This is a genomic window from Streptomyces sp. NPDC059900 (assembly GCF_050270335.1).
Lineage (GTDB): Bacteria > Actinomycetota > Actinomycetes > Streptomycetales > Streptomycetaceae > Streptomyces.
This window is the reverse complement of sequence record NZ_JBNNJZ010000259.1, coordinates 1-11,215: the sequence shown is the minus strand read 5'-3', so window position 1 is coordinate 11,215 and position 11,215 is coordinate 1. Positions and strand designations below refer to the sequence as shown.

9 protein-coding genes are annotated in these 11,215 nt (G+C 70.8%); 3 read left to right on the top strand and 6 right to left on the bottom strand.

Annotated features, from left to right (window positions below):
- Nucleotides 1-22: 22 nt before the first annotated feature.
- From ACQKIP_RS27720 to ACQKIP_RS27710, 3 genes are all read left to right on the top strand, one after another.
- Complete coding sequence (locus ACQKIP_RS27720; protein WP_365865160.1) at nucleotides 23-439, top strand: SRPBCC family protein; 417 nt, start codon at nucleotides 23-25, stop codon at nucleotides 437-439.
- A gap of 109 nt (nucleotides 440-548) precedes the next feature.
- Complete coding sequence (locus ACQKIP_RS27715) at nucleotides 549-1,343, top strand: SDR family NAD(P)-dependent oxidoreductase (RefSeq protein ID WP_365865162.1); 795 nt, start codon at nucleotides 549-551, stop codon at nucleotides 1,341-1,343.
- Nucleotides 1,344-1,355: 12 nt separating this feature from the next.
- The gene (locus ACQKIP_RS27710) at nucleotides 1,356-2,879 is read left to right on the top strand and encodes an FGGY-family carbohydrate kinase (protein ID WP_365865164.1); all 1,524 of its coding nucleotides are present in this window, start codon (nucleotides 1,356-1,358) and stop codon (nucleotides 2,877-2,879) included.
- Nucleotides 2,880-2,888: 9 nt separating this feature from the next.
- Here ACQKIP_RS27710 and ACQKIP_RS27705 read toward each other — a convergent pair whose 3' ends face one another.
- The 6 genes from ACQKIP_RS27705 to ACQKIP_RS27680 form a co-directional block, all read right to left on the bottom strand.
- Entirely contained in the window at nucleotides 2,889-3,758 is an 870-nt protein-coding gene (locus ACQKIP_RS27705; RefSeq protein WP_365865166.1) for a glycoside hydrolase family 16 protein, read from the bottom strand.
- 227 nt (nucleotides 3,759-3,985) lie between these two features.
- Nucleotides 3,986-6,331 carry an excinuclease ABC subunit UvrA gene (locus ACQKIP_RS27700; RefSeq protein WP_365865167.1) on the bottom strand — a complete coding sequence of 782 codons (2,346 nt, stop codon included), beginning with the start codon at nucleotides 6,329-6,331 and terminating at the stop codon, nucleotides 3,986-3,988.
- A 40-nt stretch (nucleotides 6,332-6,371) separates the two neighbouring features.
- A complete protein-coding gene (locus ACQKIP_RS27695; protein ID WP_365865169.1) occupies nucleotides 6,372-7,373 on the bottom strand; it encodes an LLM class flavin-dependent oxidoreductase in 1,002 nt (333 codons plus the stop codon).
- 94 nt (nucleotides 7,374-7,467) lie between these two features.
- Nucleotides 7,468-9,711: a 1,4-alpha-glucan branching protein GlgB gene (gene glgB / locus ACQKIP_RS27690; RefSeq protein WP_427744406.1), complete on the bottom strand. Its 2,244-nt coding sequence runs from the start codon at nucleotides 9,709-9,711 to the stop codon at nucleotides 7,468-7,470.
- A 4-nt stretch (nucleotides 9,712-9,715) separates the two neighbouring features.
- Nucleotides 9,716-11,056: a maltokinase N-terminal cap-like domain-containing protein gene (locus ACQKIP_RS27685; protein WP_365865173.1), complete on the bottom strand. Its 1,341-nt coding sequence runs from the start codon at nucleotides 11,054-11,056 to the stop codon at nucleotides 9,716-9,718.
- A 14-nt stretch (nucleotides 11,057-11,070) separates the two neighbouring features.
- The coding region (locus tag ACQKIP_RS27680; protein WP_427744411.1) for an alpha-glucosidase C-terminal domain-containing protein at nucleotides 11,071-11,215 on the bottom strand (145 nt) is incomplete at its 5' end.

The following is an 11,215-nucleotide window of genomic DNA, read 5'->3' as shown; positions in this document are numbered from 1 at the left end:
GTACACCCCTCAAGGAGAAACCGTGGCTTCCACCTCCGTGTCCATCGAGATCCCCGTACCGGCCGACCGCGTCTGGCAGCTCATCGGCGGCTTCGACTCGCTGCCCGACTGGCTGCCGTTCATCCCCGTCAGTGAATCCAGTGAGGGCGGGCGCGTGCGCAGCCTCAAGAGCGCGGACGGCGGCGTCATCATCGAGCGCCTCCTGACCTTCGACGAGCAGGCACGCACCTACAGCTACTCCATCCTCCAGGCCCCCTTCCCTGCCACCGACTACGTGGCCACCCTGGCGGTGCACGGGGTGCCGGGACAGGAGGCGTCCCGGGTGGAGTGGTCCGGCGTCTTCACGCCGGTGGGCGTCACCGACGACGAGGTCGTCGCCCTGTTCCACGGCATCTTCAGCGACGGCCTGGCCGCCCTGAAGCAGACCCTCGCCGTCTGAGAGGCGACCGCCCGCCGGACCCGCCGGAATGATCTACTGGACATCGGGGACAAGGCGGGGAGCAGGACCGGGGGCCACCCGAACGCACCGCAGCAGGAGGTAACACAGCATGCTCGTCGATCTCTCCGGAAAGACCGCCCTCGTCACCGGATCGACCCAGGGAATCGGGGCGGCCATCGCGGCCGGCCTGGCCAAGGCGGGTGCCACGGTAGCCGTCAACGGACGGACCGCGGCCTCCGTCGACAAGGCCGTCGACCGGTTGAAGGGGGAGCACGGAGCCGCGGAATTCCTGCGGGCTCCCGGTGACATCTCCACCGACGAAGGCGCAGGACAGGTCTTCGCCGCCGTCCCCCGGGCGGACATCCTCGTCAACAACCTCGGCGTGTTCGGTTCCGCACCGGCCCTCGACATCAGCGACGACGAATGGCGCCGCTACTTCGAGGTCAACGTACTGACCGCAGTCCGCATGATCCGGCACTACCTGCCGGGGATGAAGGACCGCTCCTGGGGACGGATCCAGAACATCGCCAGCGACTCGGCGCTCGTCACCCCCGCCGAGATGATCCACTACGGCACGTCGAAGACCGCGCTCCTCGCGGTCTCCCGCGGCTTCGCCAAGGAGGCCGCAGGGTCGGGCGTGACCGTCAACTCCGTGATCGCGGGCCCCACGCACACCGGCGGCGTGGAGGACTTCGTGTACGAGCTGGTCGATCGAGCGCTGCCCTGGGACGAGGCACAGCGGGAGTTCATGGTCAAGCACCGCCCGCAGTCCCTGATCCAGCGGCTCATCGAGCCGGAGGAGATCGCCCACATGGTGGTCTATCTCAGCTCCCCGCTGGCCTCCGCCACGACGGGCGGCGCGCTGCGGGTGGACGGTGGTTACGTGGACTCGATCGTCCCGTAGCATCCCGTGGCCATGACCTCCGTCACCGCGCCGCCCCGTAACGGTCCCGCGTCCCGCACCGGTCTCCTGCTCGGCGTCGACATCGGGACGTCCTCCTCCAAGGGCGTCCTGGTCCGTCCCGACGGCACGCTCGTCGCCTCGGCGCAGCGTGAGCACACGACGGCCACGCCGCATCCGGGCTGGTTCGAGCACGACGCGGACGGCGTGTGGTGGGCCGACTTCCGTTCCCTGGCACGGGAGTTGCTGTCCGCTCTTCCCGCGGGCGACTCGCTCGCGGCGATCGGTGTCAGCGGCATCGGGCCCTGCCTGCTCCCCGTGGACGAAGCGGGCGCCCCGGTCCGCCCGGCCATCCTGTACGGCGTCGACACGCGGGCCGGCGCGGAGATCGACGAGCAGAACGAGCGCTACGGCCCCGAGGAGATCATCCGCCGCTGCGGATCGCCCCTCACCAGCCAGGCGGTCGGCCCGAAGCTCGCCTGGCTGCGCCGCCGTGAACCGGCGGCCTACGGAGTCACCCGCCGCTGGTACATGGCAAGTTCGTATCTCGTGCACCGGCTCACCGGCCGGTACGTCCTCGACCACCACTCGGCGAGCCAGTGCACCCCGCTGTACGACCTGGCGGCCCGGTCCTGGATCGGGGAGCGCTGCGAGGAGATCGCCCCGGGCCTCCAGTGGCCCGAACTGGTCTGGCCCTCCGACGTCGTCGGCGCCGTCAGCCGGGAAGCGGAGGCGCTCACCGGCCTCCCGGCGGGCACCCCCGTGGTCGCGGGGACGGTGGACGCCTGGGCGGAGGCGGCCGGTGTCGGCGTCGCCGCTCCCGGTGACCTCATGCTCATGTACGGCACGACGATGTTCCTGGTGGGTGTCGTGCCGGAGCCGCTGACCAGCCCGCAGCTGTGGGGCACCGCGGGCGCGTTCCCCGGCACGTACTGCCTGGCCGGGGGCATGGCGACGTCGGGTGCGGTCACCGGATGGCTGCGTGACCTCACCGGTGCCTCGTACGGGCAACTGACCGCGGAGGCAGCCGGGTTGCCGCCCGGCGCCGAGGGGCTGCTGATGCTGCCGTACTTCGCGGGGGAGCGCACCCCGCTCTTCGACCCCGACGCGCGGGGGCTCGTGCACGGCCTGACGCTGCGGCACGGGCGCGGCCATCTCTACCGGGCTGCCCTGGAGGCCACCGCGTACGGCGTCCGGCACAATCTGGCGGCCATGACCGCGGCGGGCGCCGCCGCCGAACGCCTGGTCGCGGTCGGCGGCGGCGCCCGTGCGCTGTGGACCCGGATCGTCTCCGACGTGACCGGGCGCGAGCAGCACCTGCCCCGGCACACCATCGGCGCCGCGTACGGCGACGCGTTCCTCGCCGCGGTCGGCGCCGGGCTCGCGGAGCCCGGCGACATCGCGCACTGGAACCCGACGGTCGAGGTGATCGCCCCGGAGGCGACCGCCTCGACCGTCTACGACCGGCTCTACGGCCTCTATCTGGATCTGTATCCGTCGACCCGCGAGGCCGCGCACCGGCTTGCCGAGCTCAACTAGCCTCTGTGACTAGTTGTTGGTGGTGACGTGGACGTAGTCGACGACCAGTTGCTGCGGGAAGGTCGTGTTGCCGTCCGGGTCGCCGGGCCAGTAGCCGCCGACCGCGAGGTTGAGGATCACGAAGAACGGCTTGTCGAAGACCCACTGCTTGCCGCCCAGGTCGGCGGGGGTGCGGGTCTGGTAGACGTTGCCGTCGACGGACCAGGTGACCTTGTTCGGCGACCAGTCCACCGCGAAGGTGTGGAACTTGTCCGAGAAGGCCTCGCCGCCGGGCAGCGTGTAGCCCGCGCCGATGCCGCCCGAGCCCGAGTAGCCGGGGCCGTGCAGGGTGCCGTGGACGGTGCCCGGTTCGAAGCCGACGTTCTCCATGATGTCGATCTCGCCGCTCTGGGGCCATCCGACGCTGCCGATGTCGGCGCCCAGCATCCAGAACGCGGGCCACATGCCCTGGCCCTTCGGCACCTTCATCCGGGCCTCGACGTGCCCGTACGTCTGCGTGAACTTGCCCGAGGTGTTGAGCCGGGCGGAGGTGTACTCACACTTGCCGTACCAGCACTGGTAGTTCTCGGGGTTCTCCTTGCGGGCGGTGATGACCAGGTTGCCCTGGCCGTCGAGGGCCGCGTTCTTGTTGCCCGAGGTGTAGAACTGCCGCTCGTGGTTGTTGACGTTGTCGCCGGTCTCGATCTGCCACTTGCCGCCGTCGACCGCCGACCCGGCGGGGCCGTTGAAGTCGTCGGTGAAGGTGGCTGCCGCCGCGGCGGAGGTGGGGGAGGGGGCCGCCGAGGCTCCGGAGGGGAGTGTGGCCAGGGCCGAGGCGCAGCAGGCCAGGGCGACCGTGGAGAGCGCCGCACGGCGGCGCCAAGAGGTGTGCACTGTCATCACATCGCTTCACGTGGGGGTGGCGAGAGAGTGGGGGGTGCGTAGTGCCGGGGGTGCTGGGGTGTCCCGCGCGGGCTGTCAAGACGCGTGCATGACAATCCGACATCGAGAACTGAACGCGGCAAGTGATCAACCCCGCCGCTTTGTTCAGTACTTGATTTAAGGCAGCCCGCGGTGCGCCGTCAAGGAGTTGGTGCGTACCAACTCGCCGGAACCTCGCCGCAACCTCAGCGGCCCGCGCCCGTCGCGCGCGCCAGGTACGGCGCCGTCCGGCTCCCCTCGGCCCCCGCCACCGCTTCCGGCGGCCCCGAAGCGACCACGCGGCCGCCCTCGTCGCCCCCGCCGGGACCCATGTCGATCACCCAGTCCGCGCCCGCCACCACCGCCATGTCGTGCTCGACGACCACCACCGAGTGGCCCGCGTCGACCAGGCCGTGCAGCTGACGCATCAGGACCTCCACGTCGGCCGGGTGGAGCCCGGTGGTCGGCTCGTCCAGGAGGTAGAGCGTGTGACCGCGCCGCACCCGCTGCAACTCACTGGCCAGCTTGATGCGCTGGGCCTCGCCGCCAGAGAGCTCCGTCGCTGGCTGGCCGAGGCGCAGATAGCCGAGCCCCACATCCAGCAGCGTCCGCAGACTGCGGGCCACGGACGGGGTGTCCGCGAAGAACTCCGCGGCCGACTCCACCGTCAGGTCGAGCACCTGCGCGATGTTCAGTCCGTGGTACGCCACCTCCAGGGTCTCGGGGTTGTAGCGCGCACCCCCGCAGTCGGGGCACGGCGCGTAGGTGCTCGGCAGGAAGAGCAACTCGACGCTGACGAACCCCTCGCCCTGGCAGGTCTCGCACCGCCCGCCCGCCACGTTGAACGAGAAGCGCCCGACGCCGTACCCCCGCTCCCGTGCCGCGTCCGTGGCCGCGAAGACCTTGCGCACGACGTCGAAGAGGCCGGTGTAGGTGGCCAGATTGGAGCGGGGCGTACGGCCGATCGGCTTCTGGTCGACGCACACGAGACGCCCCACGCCCGCCAGATCTTCGCTGACCTCCCCGATGAGCGTGGACTTGCCCGAGCCCGAGACGCCGGTGACCGCGGTGAAGGCGCCGAGCGGGAACTCGGCCGTCACGTCACGCAGATTGTGCCGGGTCACAGGGCCGACCTTCAGCCAGCCGCGCGGGGTACGCACCTCGCGCGCCGGAGCGCTTTTGCGGTCGAAGAGGAACCGGGCCGTCGCGGACCGCGTGACGCCCTCAAGCTCCGCCACCGGGCCGCTGTGCAGCACCTGCCCGCCGTGCTCACCGGCATCCGGACCCACGTCGACGAGCCAGTCCGCGTGGCGCATGACGTCGAGATGGTGCTCCACGACGAAGACCGAGTTGCCCGCCGCCTTGAGCCGGTCCAGGACGGTCAGCAGGGACTCGGTGTCCGCCGGGTGCAGACCGGCCGACGGCTCGTCCAGGACGTACACGACGCCGAAGAGCCCGGAGCGCAACTGCGTGGCCAGGCGCAGCCGTTGCAGCTCGCCGGCCGAGAGGGTGGGCGTGGCACGGTCCGGGCTGAGATAGCCGAGGCCGAGCTCGGTGATGGTGGCGATACGGGCCATGAGGTCGTCGGACAGGACGCGGGCCGCCTGCGAACCCGTGCTGCTCTCCAGGGCCTTGGCCAGTTCCGACAGGGGCAGCGCGGCGAGATCGGCGATGGTGCGGCCCGCGAACGTGACCGCCATCGCCTCCGGGCGCAGCCTGCTGCCGCCGCACGCCGGGCAGTCGGCGCTCGCCAGGAACCGCTCGGCCTTGGCCCGCAGGGTCTGGCTCTTGGAGTCCGAGAACGTCTTCATCACATAGCGCCGGGCGCTCATGTACGTGCCCTGGTAGGGGCGTTGGATACGGCCCGCGTCCCGCACCGGGTGCACCGTCACCACCGGCTGCTCGTCGGTGAACAGGATCCAGTCCCGGTCCGCCTGCGGCAGCTCGCGCCAAGGCCGGTCGACGTCATGGCCGAGGGCGTCGAGCACATCCCGCAGGTTCTTGCCCTGCCAGGCACCGGGCCACGCGGCGATCGCGCCCTCGCGGATGGAGAGGGACGGATCGGGGACCAGGAGCTCCTCGCTGGTGCGGTGCACGCGGCCCAGGCCGTGACACTCCGGGCAGGCGCCGGCGGCCGTGTTCGGCGAGAAGGAGTCCGAGTCGAGCCGCTCCGCGCCCTCGGGATAGGTGCCGGCGCGCGAGAACAGCATGCGCAGCGAGTTCGAGAGGTTCGTGACCGTGCCCACCGAGGAGCGCGACGTGGGCGCCGAGCGGCGCTGCTGGAGCGAGACCGCCGGGGGCAGCCCGGTGATCTCACCGACCTTCGGCGCGCCCACCTGGTGGATCAGGCGCCTGGCGTACGGGGCGACGGACTCGAAGTAGCGGCGCTGGGCCTCCGCGTAGATCGTCCCGAAGGCGAGCGAGGACTTCCCGGAGCCGGAGACGCCGGTGAAGACGGCGAGCACGTCACGCGGGACGTCCACGTCGACGTTCCGCAGATTGTGTTCGCGGGCGCCCCGGACACGTACGAACGGATCATGGGGGCTGTGCATGGGGGACTCCGTACGCGGCTCGGGGGCAAACCCCACGATTCTAGGTCGCGGCCAGTCCCGCGACCCGGGACAGGCGCCGGAAGGAGTCCAGAAGGCCCTCGCGGTCGTACGTACTGGTCGTGACCAGGACTTCTTGCGCCCCGCTCTCCTTGATGAGCGTGTCCAGTTCAGTGGCCACCTGCTGCTCGGTGCCGTGGATGTGGCCGAGGAGACCGGATTCGTAGAAGCCGCGCTCCTTTTCGGTCATCTGCGTCGCCGGTGACTCGATGCGCTCGGCCGGCGGCAGCGGCGGGAACGTGCCGTGGGTGCGCGAATGGGCCATCGACCAGGCTTCCGGTATCAGCAGACGACGGGCCTCCTCGGGCGTCGCGGCGACGGCGATGGTGCCCGACACGACGACGTACGGCTCGCTCGACCATTCCGACGGCCGGAAGTCCGATCGGTACTGGTCGATGCCGCGGAGCATCTTCTCGCGGTTCCTGATGTCGCCGATGACCATGGGGAGCCCGGCCCGCGCCGCGATGGCGGCGCCCTCGCCCATGGCCAGGACGAACGGCGGGACGGTCAGGCCCTCGGCGGGCCGGGCATGCGCTCCGGTGTCCGAGGTGCCGCGGAACCAGCCCAGGAGCTCGGTGAGCTGCGCCGCGAAGTCGTCCGCGTCGTGCTTGTCCCGGCCGAGGGCCTTGCGCACTCCGTCGGTGAACCCCACTGAGCGGCCGAGTCCCATGTCGATGCGTCCGGGGTAGAGCGCTTCGAGAACCCCGAACTGCTCGGCGACGACCAGGGGTTGATGGTTGGGCAGCATCACGCCGCCGGTGCCGACCCGGATGGTGCGCGTCGCGGCGGCCACGGCCGAGGCGAGGACGGTCGGCGCGGAGCCCGCGACGCCCGGCACCGCGTGATGTTCGGACACCCAAAAGCGGTGGTATCCGAGTTTTTCGAGTTCCTGTGCCAGGCGCACGGTGTCGCGCAGGGCCTCGGGTCCGTCGTGCCCCTCGCGGGTGCGGGAACGGTCGAGGACGGAGAACCGGGTGGCTGCCACGCGAGACCCCTTTGCCTGACTGATCACTTCTGTCGTGTCAATGATCCGTGAGGTCAGCGGGGCGGGCAAGGTGTTTTTGATCTCCGCGGCACTCTCACTCCGGACACAGCCAGAGCGTGGCCAGCGGCGGGAGCGTCACGTGCAGGCGGGCAGGGAAGGCCCCCGAAGTGTGGGGGGCCGGTTGCAGCGGATCGGGGTTGCGGACATCGCTGCCGCCGTAACGGGCCGCGTCGGTGTTGAGCGCCTCCCTCCAGGCACCGGTCGTCGCGGGCACCCCGAGCGGGTAGTCGTGGCGGACCACCGGGGAGAAGTTGCTGACGGCCAGGAGCGGAGTCCCGTCGGCCGCGTGACGCAGGAACGCCACCACGTTGTCCCCGGCCGCGTCCGCCTCGACCCAGGCGAAGCCACCGGGGTCCGAGTCCCGCTCCCACAGGGCGGGGGCGGAGCGGTACCGATGATTCAGGTCCCGCACCAGCCGCTGGACGCCGGCGTGGTCGGGTTGCGCCGCATAGGACGGGTCCAGGAGCCACCAGTCCGGGCCGTGTTCCTGAGACCACTCGGCGCCCTGGGCGAATTCCTGCCCCATGAAGAGGAGCTTCTTGCCGGGGTGGGCCCACATGTAGGCCAGGTAGGCGCGGTGGTTGGCGCGCTGCTGCCACCAGTCGCCGGGCATCTTCGACACCAACGCGCGCTTGCCGTGCACGACTTCGTCGTGCGAGATCGGCAGGAGGTAATTCTCGCTGTACGCGTAGACCATGGCGAAGGTCAGTTCGCCGTGGTGGTACTGCCGGTGCACCGGTTCGTGCCGGATGTACTCCAGGGAATCGTGCATCCAGCCCATGTTCCACTTCAGGCCGAAGCCCAGGCCGCCGAACCCGCCGGGGCCGGTGTGATGGGTGGCGCGCGTGACGCCGTTCCACGCGGTCGACTCCTCGGCGATGGTGACCACGCCGGGATTGCGGCGGTAGACCGTCGCGTTCATCTCCTGGAGGAAGGCCACCGCGTCCAGGTTCTCCCGGCCGCCGTGTTCGTTGGGCGCCCACTGGCCCTCCTCGCGCGAGTAGTCGAGGTAGAGCATCGAGGCCACCGCGTCCACCCGCAGGCCGTCCACGTGGAACTCCTCGCACCAGTAATTCGCGTTGGCGACAAGGAAGTTGCGTACCTCGCGGCGGCCGAAGTCGAAGGTGAGCGTGCCCCAGTCGGGATGCTCGGCGCGCCGCGCGTCCTGCGGCTCGTACAGCGGTGTGCCGTCGAATGCGGCAAGCGCCCAGTCGTCCTTGGGGAAGTGGGCGGCCACCCAGTCCACGATCACGCCGATGCCCGCCTGGTGCAGCGTGTCGACCAGATGGCGGAAGTCGTCCGGCGTGCCCAGGCGGGAGGTCGGCGCATAAAGCCCCGTCGCCTGATAGCCCCACGAGCCGCCGAAGGGATGCTCGGACACCGGCAGGAACTCCACGTGCGTGAAACCCGCGTCGGCCACGTACTCCGTCAGCTCGACGGCAAGCTGCCGGTACGTCAGTCCCTGCCGCCAGGACGGCAGATGCACCTCGTACACGGAGAAGGGCGACTGGACCACGGGGCGCTGCGTTCGGCCCGTCATCCATGCCTCGTCCGCCCACACATGGCTCGACCGTGTGACGACGGAGGCGGTCGCGGGCGGCACTTCCGCCCGGCGGGCCATCGGGTCCGCGCGCACCGTATGCGTGCCGTCGGGGCGGGTGATGTCGAACTTGTACAGGTCTCCCTCGCCGACTCCGGGAACGAACAGCTCCCATACGCCGGCCGAGCCGAGCGACCGCATCGGATGGGCGGTCCCGTCCCAGCGGCAGAAGTCCCCGCACACCCGCACCCCCTGGGCGTTGGGCGCCCACACCGTGAAACGGGTGCCGTCGAGGCCCTGGTGCGTCATCGGGTGTGCGCCGAGGGCCGTCCACAGCTCCTCGTGCCTGCCCTCGCCGATCAGATGCAGATCGAGTTCGCCCAGGGCGGGCAGAAAGCGATAGGGGTCCTCCAGCTCGACGTCCCGGCCGTCGTACGAGACCCGCAGCGCGTACTCGGGGATCGCATCGAGCGGCAGGACGCAGGAGAAGAAGCCGTCTCCCGTGGCGTCCAGTTCCGTGGTCTGCTCACCGATGACGAGCGTCACCGCCCCGGCGTACGGGCGCAGGACCGTGAAGGCGACGCCGCCGGTCACCGGGTGCGCGCCGAGCACGGAGTGCGGGTCGTGGTGCGTGCCCGAAAGGAGGCGTCCGCGGCTCTCCGCGTCGAGCTCCGGCGGCCCGGCGGCCAGAGGAGTGCGAACGACGGCCGCGGGCGCGGATACATCGGCGGTGACCATGGATTCAGATGCCTTTCGCGAGACGGTCGATGGCGGCCATGGGAACGGGCAGCCAGTCCGGGCGGTGCCTGGCCTCGTACAGCGCTTCGTAGACCGCCCGGTCCGTCTCGTAGGCCCGCAGGAGCGCGCCCTGCTTGCGCGGATCCCACGCGGACTCGGCGGCGTAGCCCGCGCAGTACGCCTCCCGGCAGCGCTGTGCCCACTGCGGCTGCCAGGGGCGTCTGGCGTGGGCCGCGTACTCGAAGGAGCGGAGCATGCCCGCGATGTCGCGTACGGGCGCCTGGGTGCGCCTGCGCTCGGCGATCGGGCTGGCCGGTTCGCCCTCGAAGTCGATGACGAACCACCGGTGTCCGGCCCAAAGGACCTGCCCGAGGTGCAGGTCCCCGTGGATCCGCTGGTCGGGCTGCCCCGGCACCCGTGCCCCCAGGACGCCGTACGCGGCCTTCAGGCGAGCCATGTACGGCACGAGCGCCGGCACCTGACGGGCGGTGGCCTCCAGGCGCGTGATCATCGCTGAGGCGAGCCGGTGGCCCCCCTGCCGGTCCGGGAGGTCGGGCGCGAACACCCGGGCCAGCGCCAGGTGCACTTCGGCGGTCGCGCGGCCCAGTTCGTACGACTCGTCGGTGAAGTCGTCGCCCGCCGCGAGGGCATGGAGGGCCATGGTCCAGCCGTCCGTGGCGTCGGGCAGGAACGGCTGGAGTACGCCGAGTGTCGTTCTGCGCGGCTCGGCGGTCCAGAACCAGGCGACGGGAGAGGGCACCCGGGAGCAGCCCTCGCGGCCGAGGGCCCAGGGCACCTCCAGATCCGGGTTGATGCCGTACTGGATGCGGCGGAAGATCTTCAGGATGAACGCATCCCCGTACACCAGCGAGGTGTTGGACTGCTCGCCGTCCAGGACACGTGGGGTCAGCCCGGACGGCACCTCGGTCTGTCCGTCGCGTTCGAAGCGCAGCGGGCCCGCCGCGCCTGGTGTGCGCAGGCGTTCGAGGAGCAGTGCGGCCGAGCGCGGGTCGTGCAGGGCGTCGTAGACGGTGAGCCCCTGGAGAGGGCCCTCGCCGGGGCGGCCGATGACGGCGTGCTGGAGGCGGGGCGGTGGGTCCTCGTCCACGCCGAGCAGCAGTTGGTAGCAGCCGTCGCGTGCTCCGGTGTGCCGGGAGCGGATCAGCAGGTGCATGCAGCCCGGGTGCAGCTCGGTCATCGACACCACGGTCAGTTCCGTGATGGGCAGGCCCTTGCCCGCGAACCACCGCTGTTTCGGCAGCCACTCCTGGAGCACACCGTTGAGCGAGGTGAGCAGCGTCGTGGGGCTGAGGCTGCCGCGCGACTGCGTAGCGGTCTCCAGCATTGCGTCACGTCCCTTCAGAGGTGCACGTCGGGTTCCGCCGGGCGGCCCGGGTGCAGCTCCTCGTGCAGCCGGAACCAGTAGAAGCCGTGTCCGGCCAGGGTGAGCAGATAGGGCAGTTCACCGATGGCGGGAAAGCGCACTCCGCCGATCAGTTCGACC

Excerpts from the sequence above, each read along its gene's own strand:
- glgB (WP_427744406.1), bottom strand. The coding sequence starts at position 9,711 with ATGGTCACCGCCGATGTATCCGCGCCCGCGGCCGTCGTTCGCACTCCT.
- ACQKIP_RS27700 (WP_365865167.1), bottom strand. The coding sequence starts at position 6,331 with ATGCACAGCCCCCATGATCCGTTCGTACGTGTCCGGGGCGCCCGCGAA.
- ACQKIP_RS27685 (WP_365865173.1), bottom strand. The coding sequence starts at position 11,056 with ATGCTGGAGACCGCTACGCAGTCGCGCGGCAGCCTCAGCCCCACGACG.
- ACQKIP_RS27715 (WP_365865162.1), top strand. The coding sequence starts at position 549 with ATGCTCGTCGATCTCTCCGGAAAGACCGCCCTCGTCACCGGATCGACC.
- ACQKIP_RS27705 (WP_365865166.1), bottom strand. The coding sequence starts at position 3,758 with ATGACAGTGCACACCTCTTGGCGCCGCCGTGCGGCGCTCTCCACGGTC.
- ACQKIP_RS27710 (WP_365865164.1), top strand. The coding sequence starts at position 1,356 with ATGACCTCCGTCACCGCGCCGCCCCGTAACGGTCCCGCGTCCCGCACC.